At 39.4% G+C, this 18,002-nt stretch carries 11 protein-coding genes; 1 reads left to right on the top strand and 10 read right to left on the bottom strand.

The annotated features are described in order from the left end of the window. Positions 1–100: 100 nt before the first annotated feature. From ACEQZT_RS09875 to ACEQZT_RS09855, 5 genes are read right to left on the bottom strand one after another with little or no spacing between them, the layout of a single operon-like run. Complete coding sequence (locus tag ACEQZT_RS09875) at positions 101–1,777, bottom strand: hypothetical protein (RefSeq protein WP_370089270.1); 1,677 nt, start codon at positions 1,775–1,777, stop codon at positions 101–103. 4 nt (positions 1,778–1,781) lie between these two features. Beyond that, a complete protein-coding gene (locus ACEQZT_RS09870) occupies positions 1,782–3,179 on the bottom strand; it encodes a PorP/SprF family type IX secretion system membrane protein (RefSeq protein ID WP_370089269.1) in 1,398 nt (465 codons plus the stop codon). An 8-nt stretch (positions 3,180–3,187) separates the two neighbouring features. Beyond that, positions 3,188–6,445, bottom strand: a complete 3,258-nt coding sequence (locus ACEQZT_RS09865) for a PKD domain-containing protein (protein ID WP_370089268.1) — start codon at positions 6,443–6,445, stop codon at positions 3,188–3,190. Further along, on the bottom strand, positions 6,442–7,539 hold the full coding sequence (locus ACEQZT_RS09860; RefSeq protein WP_370089267.1) for a zinc-dependent metalloprotease: 1,098 nt from the start codon (positions 7,537–7,539) through the stop codon (positions 6,442–6,444). Before ACEQZT_RS09860 ends, ACEQZT_RS09865 begins: the two co-directional genes overlap by 4 nt. After that, complete coding sequence (locus tag ACEQZT_RS09855; protein ID WP_372530151.1) at positions 7,536–11,993, bottom strand: PKD domain-containing protein; 4,458 nt, start codon at positions 11,991–11,993, stop codon at positions 7,536–7,538. The genes ACEQZT_RS09860 and ACEQZT_RS09855 overlap by 4 nt, the downstream gene beginning before the upstream one ends. A gap of 341 nt (positions 11,994–12,334) precedes the next feature. Between ACEQZT_RS09855 and ACEQZT_RS09850 the strand changes: the two genes are divergently transcribed. Beyond that, positions 12,335–14,314 (top strand): fibronectin type III domain-containing protein, encoded by a 1,980-nt coding sequence (locus ACEQZT_RS09850; protein ID WP_370089265.1) that lies wholly within the window; start codon positions 12,335–12,337, stop codon positions 14,312–14,314. Between the two features lie 2 nt (positions 14,315–14,316). Here the strand turns inward: ACEQZT_RS09850 and nadD are convergent, their stop codons facing one another. From nadD to ahcY, 5 genes are all read right to left on the bottom strand, one after another. Then, a complete protein-coding gene (gene nadD, locus ACEQZT_RS09845) occupies positions 14,317–14,889 on the bottom strand; it encodes a nicotinate (nicotinamide) nucleotide adenylyltransferase (protein WP_370089264.1) in 573 nt (190 codons plus the stop codon). After that, a complete protein-coding gene (gene gmk, locus ACEQZT_RS09840) occupies positions 14,889–15,455 on the bottom strand; it encodes a guanylate kinase (RefSeq protein WP_370089263.1) in 567 nt (188 codons plus the stop codon). Before gmk ends, nadD begins: the two co-directional genes overlap by 1 nt. Before the next feature lie 56 nt (positions 15,456–15,511). Next, entirely contained in the window at positions 15,512–15,760 is a 249-nt protein-coding gene (locus ACEQZT_RS09835) for an anti-sigma factor (protein ID WP_370089262.1), read from the bottom strand. 62 nt (positions 15,761–15,822) lie between these two features. Then, positions 15,823–16,413 carry a sigma-70 family RNA polymerase sigma factor gene (locus tag ACEQZT_RS09830; RefSeq protein ID WP_370089261.1) on the bottom strand — a complete coding sequence of 197 codons (591 nt, stop codon included), beginning with the start codon at positions 16,411–16,413 and terminating at the stop codon, positions 15,823–15,825. Positions 16,414–16,684: 271 nt separating this feature from the next. Then, the gene (gene ahcY / locus ACEQZT_RS09825) at positions 16,685–17,992 is read right to left on the bottom strand and encodes an adenosylhomocysteinase (protein WP_370089260.1); all 1,308 of its coding nucleotides are present in this window, start codon (positions 17,990–17,992) and stop codon (positions 16,685–16,687) included. Positions 17,993–18,002: the final 10 nt, after the last annotated feature.

The following is an 18,002-nucleotide window of genomic DNA, read 5'->3' as shown; positions in this document are numbered from 1 at the left end:
CCATAAGCGGAATTGGATAATGCAATAAAAAAGCATAAAATACTCCAAAAACAAGTTCTAATAAGGTTAGGCTTTTTTGTCATTTTATTCCATTAATAGCTTAGAACCTAAATGCATAATTGATATTCCCACGCATTTCTTTGGCGCTCTCATTACCTCCTTCAGTTACAGACTTGCGATCTGTATAAAAAGCATTGATCGAAATACTGTGATGTTTACCCATTGAGCTGCTTGCTGTCCATCTTACTGTGCCAATTCTGCTTTGAAGAGTTCCCTCCAGGTAACTGTTGAATAAATTAAGTGCTAGATTCATTTGAACTTTGTTCTCCCACAATGATCGCCCTATCCCAACTCCCGGCCCAAACGAAGTAGTCTCAGCATCCATGGTGTTATTTTTATTGAAATTGGCAGAAACATTCACCCGCCAAACTGTATTCAAAACAGTGGAAAAGCCTGCGTTGGCATTCGTAAATGTGCTTTGATTTCCATCACTATCTGTTGCATCTTGTAAAGACAGGGTTCCGAATACATTACTCTGCCTAGAATCGCCCAAACTATAATTTGCTGTCAAAGTGCCATTTCTGGTTACCTGAAAAAATTCAAGAGTATCTGAAAGCAGATCTTCTTGTATCAGAGATTGACGAGTGTCCGTGCTGAAATTTGAATAAGAAATGGATGTATTCAATCTTTCACTTAATGCTACACTAGCCGAAGAAGAAAAGATGAATCTTGAAACTTGAGCAGCCAATTGATTGTCGAGATTGTTTCGTTGAATACCAGCATTTGCTGAAAGAGATACTTTTCCCTGTAAGAATGGCAGGGCTATACCCCCGGAAATATCCTCAAGATCATTATTGAGGAAAGAGGAGCCATGCGTAGTAAACTCAGGATCAATTCTTCTATAAGCCAGGTTAAGCTGGAAAAGGTTGCCATTAAAAGTAAGTTTTGAAGAAACTGCATTCTTGAATGAGGAGCTTTGGTTAGCGTTGAAAAGGCTTCCCAGGTTGTCTCTAAAACTAAATTCATCAACCGTTCGCGCAATTTCAGTCTTATCACGTGTCAGCATGCTATGCGCATAGTCAACTTCAAAGGTGAAAACGCTTAGAAATTTAAATTTTGTAACGAATCCTAAAACCAAATTCTCTTCAGGCTTAAGATCCAGACTGTCAGGGATATTTATTGAATGCTCATCATCAGTCGACTTGAAAAGAATTAAGTGGGCGGAAACATCATCTTTTTCATACCCTGTTTTAACTCCATATGCGATCCTTCTGTACGTTGGCTCAGCGAAAACTAATCCATCTCGAGCAAAGCGCTCAACGGGTTTTGCAAGACGACCATACATTGCACTTGCCCTCCAGGGAAGGTTTTTAGGGGTGTATTCTGCCCCTGCCCCAAAAAACATCGTTCCTGCAAGTGTAAACTGAGAAAATGTCATACTTCTATGCCCAAAATGCCCAGTTACACTCTTGTAAGATGGGCTTAGACCGAACCTGTTAAAGGGTTGAGGTTGGTTAAAGTTCTTCTGCTGTTGGCTAAGAGTAAGCGAAAATGGGACCTGGACTACATTGAGAAAGTTAAAATTAAGATTGGCATTCAATTGCCAGAAATAAGGATCTCTCTGACTATCCATACCAATTGCGTGATAAAAGGTATTGTTAAATGAGATTCCTCCGGAATAAGTCACAAATTTTTGATCCTTAATTGTCTCAAGATCCTGTGAGTACCCGATTATATTCAAACCTAACAGAATAAAAATAGCGATATGGTATCTCAAACCACTATTCATTTTCCTTCATGTATACCCAAGGATTTCCAACTATTATTTCATTCAAATCGCCATCATCTAATTGCTTAGCTTCACTCAACGCCTCTGTCAGAGAATCATATTCATTGGTGTAGATCAGATAGAATGATCCGGTCTCATTTTGAATGACTTTTGTGATCAAGCCTTTCTCCTTTCTGAGTAAACTCTGTGCGCGCTTAGTGTACTCCAAAGTTTTGAAAGCAGAGATAATCACATAGTACTTGGCATTTTGCGCATTATTAAGCTCTCTCGTCGCTTGAGCAATCAGCTCCTTTAATTCTCCCTCATAACTCACTACTCGTTCCTTAAGCTTATTTATCTCACTCTCTTGTGCTTCATGCCTATCTCTACTTTCTTCAAGTTGTTGCGAAAGTTTTTCATTTTTATATCGCAGTTCATCCAATTCCTGCGATTCAGCCGTATTGGCTTGTTGATAACTGCCCGAAGTTGATGGAAGTGAAGATCCTCCTCTACCTGCAGTTCCTCCTTTTGAAAATCGCCAACCTAAAACCAACTCATGTGTTGCTCCTCCTATTTGATCCAGATCTGAAGTTGGAATTTCATAGGTATATCCAAGTCTTATCTGTTGCACGTCAAATCCAGCCGAAAACGCCCATCCTATTTCATGTCTGTAACCAACGGCAGACCATAATACATCCCTGTATTTTCCCACAATACTACCATCATATTGACTAGGCAAACCTTGAGCTGCGCGTATAACTACAATAGGCTCAACCCTAAAATTTTCATTAACTCTGAAATCGTGACTAAGTGTAGTGATGTAGTGTCTAACAAGATTATAGTTTAGACTTCTAAACATGGATGCATCTTCATAAGAAATTTCATTTTGCAAAAGTTGATCCGCGGCAATCCCTATTTTCAATTGTTTCCACCTATAAAGCAACCCTGCGCTTAACTCAAAAACTGATTTTTGATCGATTCTGCTCAACAAATTAGGATCATTCATATCCTCTGCTACAACCCTATCAAAATTTATCCTGTTTTGTAGCAACTGAAATGTCATACCATAAGAAAGCTTATGATCCGGTGCTAATTTGAAGGAATAGGAAGATGTAAGTCCTATGCTGGATCGGCTCAACACGTTGCTGACATCATTGTAGAAAGTTAGGCCTAATCCTATTGGCTGACCATCCATTTTGCCATCGATTGTCAGAGCGTGTGTTTCAGGTGATCCTTCAATGTTGACCCACTGTTTTCTATAAAGAAAATGCGCCTGCGTACCAGCATCACCGGCTGCTGCCGGATTATACAAATATGGATTCATATAATATTGGCTATAAATTGGGGTTTGCTGAGCAAGCACTTGTGTTGCTGTCAACAAGGCAGCCACCCAAAATAAAATATATCTCATCTTCATTTTCACCTGTTTCTTAGAATTGTAATTGCTCCGCTGTAATTCACCTCAGTTCCGGGAAAGGTGATGTAGTAATAATATGTTCCATCAGGAAGGATGTCTTTGCCTCTTGTTCCCTCCCAATCATTCTGATAATCTGAGTCTTCGAATACAAGTCCACCATATCTATCATAGACTCTTACCTCCACCCTATCAAATGCATCGGCATTAGGGATAATCCATTTGTCATTTTGCCCATTTCCATCTGGGGTGAAAATGTTATTTGCAACTACCCTATAATCCTCTTCGAGTGTGACTAAAACCGTGTCAGTATTTTGGCAACCAAATTGATCCGTTCCAACAACCACATATTCTGTGGTTTCCAATGGTCGAGCAATAGGATTTGAAATGTTGGAATTGCTCAATCCAGCAATAGGACTCCATTGATAACTTACTGCACCCTGAGCCTGTAATTGAACAGATGCTCCGCGACTGATAGTCGTGTCCTTGCCAGCACTAATTTCCGGAGGACTGTATACCAAAACCTGCCTGCTAATTAAATCTTGACATCCAGCACTGGATACAGCCAAAAGGCTTACGGTAAACAGTCCTGAATTTTGATAAACATGAGATGGATTTCTGGCTACTGAAGTATTACCATCTCCAAAATCCCATTGGAAGGTTGTTGTGCCGCTATCATCGATTGAGCTATTGGTAAAAAGTGATGGATCGCCTAAACAAACGTCCGAGGCTGTAAAGTTTGCAATTGGAACAGCTTCAACCACGGCTTCTTTGGTCACTGAGTGAGTACATCCATTAGTAGACTGAACTGTCAAAGTAACATTGTAAGTCCCCGGATTTAAAAATTGCTTTGAGGGGTTTTGTTGAGTAGAATTGGTTAAATCACCAAAATCCCACAAGTATGATTTTATTGAACCAGTCGATTCATTTTCAAAAAGAGATAGTGAACCGTCACAAACATTAGACACTCTGAAATCTGCTACCGGAATCTCATAAATCACAATTTCATCCGATACGGTAGTTTGACATCCATTAGTCGTTTCTACTGTCAACGAAACAGTATATGACCCATTTAGACTATACGAGTGAATTGGTTCCCTTTGAGTTGAAGTGGATCCATCACCGAAATCCCAAAAATATGAAGATACCCCTGTTTCATCGGTTAAATTGGAAAATAGAATTTCTTCATCAGCACAATCATTTTCCGCAATAAAAATTGGGGTTGGATTACTGTAAATATCTACTCTTGACTCAGACTCTCTTACACATCCATCATTAGAGGTTACCTTGAGTGATACAATATAAGAACCCGGTGATTCGTAGGGATGAGACGGTTCGAAAAAACTAGAAGTATTTCCGTCTCCAAAATTCCAATTGAATGTAACCCCAGTTCCAACAGATGTATTATCAAAAACAACCTCATCTCCATAACAAACAGAGGTAAAACTAAAACTTGAGGAAAGTTCCTGAAAAACCTCTACGTCCTTTTCTAGAATAGTAAAACATCCTCCTAAATTATTTCTTGCTTCCAGCGAAACAGTATAAACACCCTCACTAGCATATTCGTGGGATGGATTTATCTGATTACTGGTACTGCCATCACCAAAGTCCCATGTATAATTGAGGTTCCCCTCTACTACTGAACTTTCGTTAGCGAATGTGATAATGTTTCCATCACATGCTCCAGAGTAAGAAAAGTTTGTAGCTGGCTTAGCATAAACAGTGATTTGCTTGGTTACCTCATCTTCACAGCCATTTTCTGACTTAGCAGTTAGAGTCACATCATAAACCCCAGGATTGGCATAACTATGAGATCCTGTGACTCCTTTAGAAGAAGAACCGTCTCCATAATCCCATTGATATGATGCTATTGATCCACTTGCAATGGTTGATGTATTTACAAATGCATTAGACACACTACTACATCCGTCAGTCACATTAAAATCTGCTACCGGATGATCCCAAATTGTCACTTGATCTGAGTATGTAGATACGCAATTATTACTAGTCGTTGCTGTTAGTTCTACCGTGTACGTTCCCGAAATGGTATATGTATGGGTTGGACTTTTTGAAGTAGATGAGTTTCCATCTCCAAAATCCCAGGAATAACTGTATGTATCCCCGGCCTGGTTAGTCAAGTTATTAAATAAAACCGAGCTTTCAAGACAGTTATCTGCAACAAAAAATGTAGGAGATGGATTGTTATAAATATCAACTCGTTTAGAAAAAATATCAGAACAATTATCATCTGATGTCACCTCCAAATTGACTATGTAAGATCCAGGCTGCTCATATTCATGAGTCGGTTCGAATGTTGTAGAAACATTTCCGTCTCCAAAATCCCACTGAAATGATAGGTTTGTACCAGTTGAATTATTAACGAATACTGCATTGGATCCAAAGCAAACTGGATTCACATCAAATGAAGAGACAGGATTACTATTTACTGTTACATTTTTATTGGTTACGGTTTCACATCCATTTGAGCTAGTGGCTGTCAGCGAGACAGTAAAATCTCCAGAAGAAGCATATTTATGCGTTGGATTGACTAATGTGCTACTATTACCATCGCCAAAATCCCATATATATGACAAGTTACCACTGCTAATGCTGCTTGTGTTGGTGAAATTCATCTCTTCTCCCAAACACACATAGGTAAAAACAAAATCGGCATTGGGTTCTTCGTAGATAGTTACTGTTTTGGTAATACTATTTCTGCATCCAAGATTTGAAATAGCAGTAAATTCCACCTCAAATACACCTGTGGTCGAATATGTATGACTTCCATGCTCTCCAAACGAAACACTTCCATCTCCATAATCCCATTCATAACCCGTCACACTACCTGAAGAGATGCTTGATGTGCTTGTAAAAGTCTGATTAGTTAGCAAGCAGTTATCTGCCGAGGTTATATCAAAATCAACCGTAGCTACGGGCTCAACAGTCACGGTGGCAACAAACTCATCCACATCACCATTTGAGTCCACAACAGTCAATCTTACATCATAATCTCCAGCCTCAGAATAGACATGCGAAGGGTTTCTCACGTTGGAACTTGATCCATCATCAAAATCCCAAGCCCATAAAACAATGGTACCTACACTTGCTGATGATCCATCAATAAAATCAACTGCTACATATTGACACTGGGTACCGCTAACGGAAAAAGATGCAGTCGGCACTAACTTGGAAGCAGTATATGCAATATGGGAAAAAGAAAGCGCGATCGCTACGATCATTAACTTCAAAACTCCTGCTTTCATTTTATAATAATTTTCTCTGTCGTTAGGCTTTTATGATTGGTTATTTTAAGGATGTATGTCCCTTTTGGTAAGTGACTTAAATCCAAAAGAAAGTCATCCTCAATGAGATAATTTTCCAAATGCTTTCCCTCCAATGAAGCAACATTTGCTAAAAGCTTATCTCTAGTATTTTTTCTGATTTTGTAGATTCCGCTGCTACTTGGGTTGGGGTAGATTCCAATAAGCGAGCTTGATTGATCAGCTCTTAAAATCAAATCGGAATTCGAATGAATAAATTCTGGGTAATTAGAGCTGATATAAGACCGCATTTTTTCAACCTGACCAGTTGTGAAAAAGAGAAGACACTCATCAGTGGAAGTATTCATGAAATTTTGAAACATATCCAGGGTTCCACATGAAGTGAAATTCTCAGAGCAACCCGAATGGGCCGATGATTGATTAGGGGTATCTTCAATTCCATCATCACTGTCGCACCCGCCTAATCCCCACAAATGCTGAAGGGAAAGAAAATGCCCAAGCTCATGAGTGAGTGTTCTCCCCAGGTTATAGGGTGCTGCTGCCTTTCCTTTAGTACCAAAGCTTTTAAAGTCTACAGCCACACCATTTGCATGGTAGAATCCGAGTAATCCATCGGCTAAATTGGCCACCCATACATTCAAATACTTCTCAGGACTATATGGATTGGATCCACCTTTTTCAGAGGAAAATAAATCCGAATCTTTAAAGACCTCAACCGATGTAACTTTCCTAATGATTGGGTCAGTCGGAGAACTGATAATTTGATCCGCTTTAACGAATTCGATTTTGGCATCAGCAACACTTCCATTAAATTCATCTATAACGCTTCCAATATCAGAGTTAATTGCCCTGAAATCCTTATTAAGAGTTGCTAGTTGGGAGTCAATCTGCTCCAAGGTAATGTTCTGATTTTCATCGGAATACACGATGTGAAAAACAACAGGAACGTAATACACTTCCTCTGAATTCTGAGAAGCTCCCAAATCCAAGGAACCAAGCAAGGTCAGGGAGTAAGCCAGGGTTAAGACTATCCAATTAGGCCGAAGTGAAGCGATATGTCCGTTGACGCCTTTCATTTTGGCTTAATAATTTTTATCAGACGATGATTACCTCCAACCTGAACACTTAATAAATAAAGGCCAGCTATTTGATCAGACATGTTTATCGGTATATTAAGAGTGGCTTCATCATACTTTTGCCTAAACACTTCATGACCAGAAAGACTAAAAATTCTTACTAAAATTGGAGCATCCTTCGACAGTTCCAACTCAATATTGACTTCATCCTCTATCGGGTTAGGATATGTTCTAAGCTTAAGAATTTCAATTAACTGGTTTTTAACCAACTCTTCCTCAAAACGAGACTCAACAACGGTAATAGTTTTACTAACAGAATAACTACAACCTCCATTTGTAATAGTAAGAGTAATTTCATAGTCACCAGTTGATGCATATTGATGAATGGGATTTACCTGCGTACTAAACACCCCATCCCCAAAAGACCATGATTGGCTGTCCGGAAGAGGATCAGTTAGTTGAATAATGTTTACCAAATCCCCTACTCCAACCACACTTGGAATTAAGAATGATGGTTCTAATAAATCCGTCGTTTCAACAACCTGCACTGTATCTCTTTGAATACATTCACCTTCTACCTCAAGCCAATACGTTCCTGCTTCATCTATCATTACGACTCTCTCAGAAGAAGTAAAACCATTAGAAGATCCCCACAGATATCGATTCGCAGATATGCCAGCATCAATTTCAATTCCCGTAGAACTACATAATTCTAACTGAGCTGGTAAGTTTAGTTCTCTATCATTTGTTAATGACACCTCTAGAGTATCCCTGTCTGTACATCCTGATTCATTTGCGACTTCCACCCAGTAAGTTCCTGAAGATCCAATCATAATGGACGAGGTTGTGGCTCCTGTCGACCATAGGTATTGACTAAACTCTCCCGGCGTTAATTCAACTTCTTCACCGAAGCACAACGTGAAATTTTCTCCAAGATTAGGGTTTGGCATTGATTCAACAGTTATAAAGACTTCATCCTCACTTGAGCATGAATTCTCCGAATCTGTTACGGTAACACCATATAATCCAGTCTCAGAAACCTCAATGGTGGGTGATGTTTCTCCTGTCGACCATAAAAAAGAGGCTGTTGGGAACTCATTAGATCCGATGAACACAGACCCGCAAGCTAAAAAGTCCTCTCCCAAATCAATGTTTAAGTCGGCATTAAGATTAACCTGAATTTGCTTCTGTCCAATACACCCAAATGAATTCGTTATTTCTAGAATCAGATATATTGGATCCTCTGAGCTAGAGATGACTTTGTATTCCTGATTCGTGGATAAGGTTGCTCCTGATACTTCATCAATCCATCTAAATGTCGATCCTGTATTTTGTGCATCTAGCAACAACTCACCTCCACAAGTGGTAACTACATCATTTATAGGAATCTGTGGAGACAACTGCACTTGAAAATTATCCGAGAATACCGCATTGCAACCATCAATTTTAGAGGTTACTGAAAGAGATACATTAAATACCCCTCCCGAACTATACTGTTTATATGGGAATGGCTCGGTTGAATTAGTTCCATCGTCAAAATCCCAATAAAAGTCATATGCAGTGGGATCTCCTTCACCCGCTTGGCTGATAAACTGAACTTCTGACGATCTACACAATTCATTACTACTCAATCCATGCTCCATCCTAAATGAAGCATCTACTGAACCTGCACAACCGAGATCGCATGGAGTTACTCCACCACCCGGATCAGATACTTCATCATCTTTGACCACTACAGAAATGGAATCTCTTGCGAGACAGCCACTTACATTTTCAACTTCAACCCAATAGATTCCTGAAGAGCTTACAACAATGTTAGAACTTCCAGTTCCGTCAGACCACAAATAACTTGTATGCGAGCCCGCATTTAATGTAAGCAACTCACCTTCGCAAATTTCCCGATCAGAACCAAGATCAACAACCGGATTATTAGCAATGGTAATTGTAATCTCATCCGTTGAAGTGCATCCACCTTCACTTATCTCAACTGAATACGTTCGTGACTCAGTCACTTCAATAAAAGGGGTGGTTTCACCAGTGGACCACACAAATGAAGCCAGTGGAAATTCATTGGTGCCAATCACAGCACTTTCACATGCTGTGAAGTCAGCACCCAGATCCACATTCAAGTCTGTATTTAAATAAACCTGAATTTCCTGAGATATCACGCAACCAGAACCATTTGTAATCTCTAAAATGATTGGAATTACATCCTCAGAAGCCGAGGTAACTTCATAGGTTTGATTTGTAGACAATTCTGTTAAGGAATAACCATCAAGCCATCGATAAGTGGAGCCCGGATTTTCTGCATCCAATGTAATATTGGATCCACACGAGCTTACTATATCGCCATATGGGGTTGTGGGTGCATTTGATATATCAATTGCTTGTGTACTACTAACAGTACACCCAGTAGTTTTTGACGTAACAGTCAACTCAACAGTATATGTTCCTGCTGATATATAACTAAATATTGGATTAGGGTTTGTAGAGATTGTCCCGGTCCCATCGCCAAAACTCCACAAATAATCATAGGATGATTCATCGGCTAGAGCTTGATTACTTTCAAAGAGAAGAGAACTGTTAGTGCAACTCTCAATAGTCGCTAACCCACCTTCTTTTATTACAAATGTCGGATCCGGTTCTGCATAAACGGATATCATTTGGGAATAACTATCCGAACATCCAAACCTTGTGGTTGTTGTCAAAGTAACTATGAAATCAGTATCATCCGACACTATATATTCATGAGATATTTCTCCGAATGTCTCAACAATCGATGATCCATCTGGTGTTAGATTAACGATCGTACCATCTCCAAAATCCCATGAAATGGATGGTATCTCCTGATTTCCTGCCAGGTTAGTAAAAAATACAGATGATGACGGGTCAAAGAAAAAGCTTTCTCCTGAACATCGAGTGGAGATAACTGAGCCTGATTTACTTGTTTTTACATCGAACAAAGGTATTGATCTTGGCCGAATGGTAACTGTCTCCTGAGTAGTCCCGATACATCCATATTCGGATTCTACTTCGAGAGTAACCGTATAATTACCTGCAACTTCATATACATGGCTTGGTGATTCAAGCTCAGAAAAATTACCTCCATCCCCAAAATCCCACAGATATCTTACAATTTCTCCTTCCGTATCAGGAGTCATATCGGTGAAGGTCACCGTCTCACTATCACAAATATTCCCTGCTGTGTAATCAAAATCAGCGGGAGGTGGACCCCACACATTTACTTGTATATCACGGAATGTTTCACAACCCTTATTGTTCCTCAACCTAATCTTATATATACCTTCATCATCAGGGATAATTCCTACTTTGTCAAAATCATCCAATGTATCCACTCCAAACTCCCACAAATACTCATTGTCATTTCTATACTCAACAATGAGGTCATCCCCCTCACAAATATTTATTTCAAAAATTTCTTCGGATTTGTCAATTGCTGTAGTTGCAGTGATTGCTTCCAATGTATTTGGCATGTGCTCAGGGTCACAGTCTGCCTGCGCTATCGTGAACCAATTAATATTATCAACTCCGCCTTTGAGCCCTCTTAGATTAACATTTTTCACAATTAATGTATCGGAATTAGATCCGCTGATGAAATCCCCATTTAATTTCAACCAGGAATTCCCATTATCATTGGAAACATATAACGCCAATGTTGAGGTCGGTAAAATCGGTGTGATTTCATCCTGAAAGTAGTTGAATATTAGTTCATCCAACGGATCTTCATCCGGGAGATCAGGCTCATAGAACTCGAGCCGATAAAATCTTGAAGCTGTATTTCCATTGGCGACTTGGGTTGGTGAATCGAATCGCTCGTATCGAAATATCTTTAACGGCTCGCCTCCTGGTTCTCCTTGAATATTTTCATCATTACTAGATATCCCAAAACCCAAACCATATAGGTTACGAATAGAGAAACCCATGACACTATCAGATGCTGATTGGATACCATTCAATGTTGGGCTTGTTGCTCTAATAAATCCATTTTCTAAGACAAGTTTGCTTGTTGATGTTTCCCCTTGAATGATCCCATTGGCTTCCATCAGGATTATATAATCTCCAAAATAAAGGTTACCGGAGGTGGACCCAGCAAAGAAGATGGTGCTATCAACTTTCAGGTTTTGATTTAGATATAAATCTCCTGAAATTTTATCTAGAAATATGGACGGTATGTAGGAATCATTACCAGAAATTAGTTGATCACCATCCCCTACGAAAATGATTGGTCCTGGTCTTCCTTCATCCAGAAACATCTCGGTGGTTGAGTTATTCACCAAATCCCCTCCAATTCTGAGTGTCCCTGTATTTCGAATAGTTGCCAGATTTACATCCACAACTTCATTTAAAACAAAGTCTCCACTAACATACATTTCAGCGCCAGGCTGAATATTTATTGTAGTTCCCCAATTGTTCAAATCAGTTTGTGCGAACAAAAGAGGAGATAGTAAAAAAAGAAATAGAGACAAGCTAGTTTTCAAGGCTGGTGCATATTACAATTTTCCGCGATGACTATGTGAATTTCACCCAGTATAGCTCCAGAAGAGGTGATTTTTGAAGGTAGAATGGTTGATTTTTATCTGCTAAATATAAAAATCGGCCATCTCCAAATTTGATGCTTTGGTGAAAAATCATAGGTTACGATGGTTCTAAATAAGGCACAAAAATATATTACTTTAATTCTATTCATAATTTTTTGAAAAAAAATCTATATGATCGCGGTGTAAACAAATTGATGAGGGCTTAAATCACCTTTACATCTACCTTATTTAATCATATGAGATTTAATATCCTTCTTATTTTCATATTCGCTCTAAATAATCTTTTTGGTCAGGAAAGTAGAGTGCTTGTCAGAAATTCTCCATCAAATAATAATGAAATCAATGCACTAGAAATTAAATGGTATTCAAACGAATTTCCATTTTATAAAGAAGGGTGCCATGTTTATCGCAGGCAGGCAGGAACTGTAACTTGGGAGAAAATAACAACAAATCCCGTAGCTCAGATTGCTGATTTTGATACAACTCAATACTATCAGGATGATCCTGATATTGGATTTTATACCGAAGTTGTAAAACAAATCACCCCAGAGCAAATGGAAGATGCCGGCCTCCTGTTTGTCAACATTCTTATCAAGTCATTCGGAAGTCCTCATTTTGCTGAGTTTATAGGCAATATCTATATAGACGATGATGTAATAAATGGCCTAAGCTACGAGTATAAGGTAAACAAAATTGTTGAAGGTAGAGAACTCTTTCTAGGTCAATCAAAACCAATTCTTGCCGGAATCTACAACCCGGAGAAACCAGTTGAAGGATTTACTGTTGAACAACAAGATACAACCTTCGTGATAGATTGGGAGGTAGATCCGGAGTTGTTTTATGCAACTAACCTTTACCAATACACCGACTCTCTTGGGGAAGTGAAAGTAAACCCAAATCCACTGCTAGTTTCTGAAAGGAGGGATACTTCTGGTGTTGTGGGATATCCTTCTCCCAAATTTGTCATTAGAGATCTTAAAGTAGGTGAAACGTATACCTATACGATCGCAGGACTAGATTTTTTTGGAGCGGAGACCCAGAGAAGTGAGGCGATAACATTAAAAATGAAAGATATAACCCCACCCCCACCCCCCACAAACTTTTCAGGTAAGGCTGATTCTATGAAAGTTCATCTAAATTGGGAATTCCAAAAAACCGAGGATTTCAGGGAAGTGAAGCTTTATCGTTCAATGTTGAGCGATGGTCCGTTTGAAGTTATTTATAACTCAAGCACTTCGATACACTACACCGATTCAATATCTATTCCCGGACCTTACTATTATTATTTGACAAGTAACGATATCCATGACAATGAAGCGAAATCCAGAAAAATATTTATTGAAGTTCAAGATGTAATCCCGCCTTCTCAACCTCAAAACCTTACCATTGAAGCAGATACAGGAAAAATATTACTTCGATGGGATGCCAATCCTGATCCCGACCTTAAAGGATATTTGGTGTATCGGACTGTAAATAAAAATATCAACATGAACTATGTCTTACTTAATAGTGAGCCCCTAATTGACACATATCTAGAGCAACAACTACCTAGGCAAACTAAAAATGATTTTTTTTATTATGTAATAGCTATTGACACCATGTTTAATAGAAGCAATCCATCAGAATTTGTATTTGCTCAAATGCCTGACATAATTGCTCCAGAAAGACCGCATATTAAAAGGGTCTATGAAGAGACTGAGTCTAACGTGATAGAATGGGTGTTAAACGTTGACAATGACTTGATGGGTTATCAGGTTTATAGATCTGACTCCTTAAATGGCCCTGCATCTATTATAAACACATCAGTTATTAGTAAAGATATTGGAAGATTTACTGACAGAGCAGCTCAGGGAGGCCGTACATATTATTATATGCTTGCTGCCTTGGATAGTGCCGGCAACCAATCTGAATTATCACTTCCATTTAGCTCTTTCAGGAGACCTAGGGGCAATACAGAAAATCACACAATAAAAGTTAAACACACATTCAATAAAAGAAATAAGACACTATCCCTAAGGTGGGAAACCACCAAAACAGATATATTGGGCTTTGTTATATTTTCGGGAACAAGTGCCTCGACACTCAAACCATCTACAGGGCTAATAAATCAAACCTCCTATAAATTGAAGCATAAAGAAAACTACAAGTATGAGGTTAGGGTCTACTCTAAATCAACTGAACCAATCAGGTCTGAGTTGATTAACCCCAATGATTAGGATTATCTAAAAAAACCCTTGCTCTTAATCAAGGCCTCTACCGAATCCGGAACCAGGTATTTGATCGATTTTTCCTCTTTGATAAGCTTCCGGATTAGCGTGGCAGATATGTCTACCTCTGGCGCTTCTATCATCCTCACATTGCCTGACTCTGAAAGCTCACTTGGTTTGGAGTGTGGGCGTGGGTATACAATCAATCCAAAATGCTCTAATATTTTTTCATGATTTTTCCATTTGGGAAAAGATTCCAGATTATCCTCTCCGATAATCAAATGAAATTTTTTATCCGGATGCTTATCTTGAAGAAGCGTCAGCGTATCTATCGTGTAGCTGGGACGAGGCATGTTGAATTCAATGTCACTGGATCTGAACTGATAATCATCGGCGATTGCTGCATTCACCATATCCAGTCTATCAAATTCGTGTAAGAGGTTTTTGTTTTTCTTAAAAGGATTTTGTGGACTTACAATAAACCACACCTCATCTACTTTGGTTGTTTCTTTCACCAAACTGGCAATGATCATGTGTCCCGTATGAATGGGATTAAAAGATCCGAAAAACAGCCCTACTTCCATCAATTTGAGATAAATGATTTTACGATATTTTCAGCCTCAGCAATGGCCACATCCAGATTTTCATTGAGCACTACCTTGTCAAAGTGTACCTCCTCTCTCATTTCCTCTGCGGCTTTATTCACTCGCTCATTGAGCACTTCTTCGCTTTCAGTATTTCTCATCTGCAGCCTCTCCCTGAGCACATCCTCTCCTTTTACTTTTACGAAAACAGAGATGGCCTTATCTCCCAAAATCTCTTTTAGTTTCTTCCCTCCTTTCACATCCACATCAAAAATCACGTGGTTTCCATCTGCCCAAATACGCTCTACCTCACTCCTAAGCGTACCATAAAAAGTATCCGTATATACTTCTTCCCACTCCAGCAATTCACCAGATTCCTTTTTGCTTTTGAAGTCCTCTATGGAAAGAAAATAATAATCGCGCCCATCAATTTCGGTTGGGCGTTTTAATCGTGTTGTGGCCGAAATGGAAAATCTCAGGCTAGGAATTCTATCCAGCAAACTATGTACGATGGTGGTTTTGCCTGCTCCAGATGGAGCAGAAAATATGATAGCCTTTCCTTCCATCGGGCGAATTTAAACCTGAATGAATCTAAGGCCAATTTCTATCGAACATACTTCATCTAAGAAACGATTTTACTTCTTATGTCATCGGCCAGTTCGCTTGGCACAGCCTTATTATTAAGCTTAGTTTTCAGAAGTTGTCTGATTTGCTTTTCCACATTGTAATGGGCAAAACAGACCATGCACTTTTCAATGTGAGTAAGAAAAAACTCTTCCTGATTTGGAGTGGCTTCATTATCCAGCATGAGGTTCAATATCCTCAGGCACTTCTCAAAATCACTACAACCACAATCGGGACAATCGGACATTTCTGGTACGTGTTTTTTTGGTGTAAGTATGAAATGATCTGCACTCGAAAAAAGTTCCTGACTTAGTTGTATCCCATGGACAATGCGTACGTTCCTAGCTTTTCTCTCAGAAGATTTCTCGCTCGGTGCAGTCTTGAACGGACGGTACCAATTGGGATGTCCAGAATTTTAGCCATCTCCTCATACGTAAATCCTTCCAGATCACACAGGATCACTACCGTTCTAAAGTCTACAGCAAGTGAATTAAGCGCATTGCTGATTTCATCACCAATCATGTCTTTGGTGGTTTCTAATCTCAGATCGACTGTTGCGTTGCTTGGCGTGTCTTCTGAATTGTAGAACTGCTCTACTTCCTGGTAGTCAACCTTGGCAGGCTGCTTGCTTTTCTTTCTATAGTCATTGATGAAACTATTTTTCAGAATTCGATATAGCCAAGCTTTAGCATTTGTTCCTTCCTGAAATGAATTGATGAAGCGGTATGCTTTCATATATGTATCCTGTACCAAATCCTTCGCATCATCTTCATCAAAAGTGAGACGGTATGCAAAATTGTACATTGAATCTATGTGAGGCATGAATTCACCATCAAAAACCTGAACTTTTTTTGCTTCTGAATATGCTCTTTTTACGGGAGTATCTACTTGATTGGTCATTCTCTTCACTAATTTACGTGTATGTACATCAATACGAATCTCATTTAGATTTGTTCTAAATAAGTTAATTCTTTTATTGAAACTTTAAAAAAGAACTCGTTTCACTCTCAATTGTTCGTCGCACGACAAAGCGCGTTGAACGAGTGTAACTACTAATGAGCCAAAAGCCTGCCAATTGGAAAATCCTGACATTGAGGCAGAGTAAATACATTAAAACAAAAAAAGGATCCTCCTTTTAAGAAGAATCCTTTTAAAATGAGAGTTTCGTCTCTTAGTATCTGTAGTACTCTGGCTTGAAAGGTCCTTCCACTTCCACACCAATATAGTCTGCCTGCTCCTTGGTAAGTGAATCCAGCTCTACCCCAATTTTCGCTAAGTGAAGTGCTGCAACTTTCTCATCCAAATGTTTTGGAAGCATGTATACTGCATTCTCGTAGTTTTCATGGTTTTGCCACAACTCTAACTGAGCAAGGGTCTGATTCGTGAACGAGTTTGACATTACAAATGATGGGTGACCAGTCGCGCATCCAAGGTTTACTAATCTTCCTTCAGCAAGTACGATCACATCGTTTCCATTGATATTGTAAAGATCTACTTGAGGTTTAATCTCTATATGAGACTTGCCATGGTTTTTCTTCAACCATGCCATATCAATTTCATTATCGAAGTGACCAATGTTACAAACGATTGCTTTGTCCTTCATTTTCTCAAAGTGCTCACCTCGGATGATGTCCTTATTTCCAGTAGCAGTCACAATAATATCAGCTCTTGAAACTGCATCTGACATTTTCTTCACTTCAAAACCGTCCATTGCCGCTTGTAGCGCACAAATTGGATCAATCTCAGTAACTATCACTCGCACGCCTGCTCCTCTAAGGGAAGCAGCAGAGCCCTTACCTACATCACCATATCCTGCAACTACCGCTACTTTACCAGCAAGCATCACATCGGTCGCTCTTCGGATCGCATCTACCAATGACTCTTTACATCCATACTTATTATCAAACTTGGACTTGGTCACAGAATCATTCACGTTGATTGCTGGCATAGGAAGCGTTCCTTTCTTCATTCGTTCATACAGCCTATGAACACCTGTCGTTGTTTCCTCAGAAAGTCCTCTGATGTCCTTCACCAATTCAGGGTACCTGTCAAGCACCATATTGGTCAGATCTCCCCCATCATCCAGAATCATATTCAAAGGCTTTCCATCTTTAAATGCAAAAAGCGTTTGCTCAATACACCAATCGAACTCCTCCTCGTTCATGCCTTTCCATGCATATACAGGCACGCCAGCTGCCGCAATCGCTGCTGCCGCATGATCCTGAGTAGAGAAAATATTACATGAAGACCAGGTCACATCTGCTCCTAACTCAACAAGTGTTTCTATCAAAACAGCCGTCTGGATTGTCATATGAAGACACCCTGCTATCCTTGCACCAGCAAGTGGCTTACTCTTTCCGTATTCTTCACGAAGAGCCATCAAACCTGGCATTTCAGCTTCGGCAAGCTGTATTTCTTTTCTTCCCCAGTCAGCAAGGGCAATGTCTTTAACCTTAAATTTTTCCGTCGTTACACTCATTATTTGAATA

This window comes from Ekhidna sp., from assembly GCF_964218185.1.
In the GTDB taxonomy this organism is placed as follows: Bacteria; Bacteroidota; Bacteroidia; order Cytophagales; family Cyclobacteriaceae; genus Ekhidna.
This window is presented reverse-complemented; position numbering and strand designations above follow the sequence as displayed.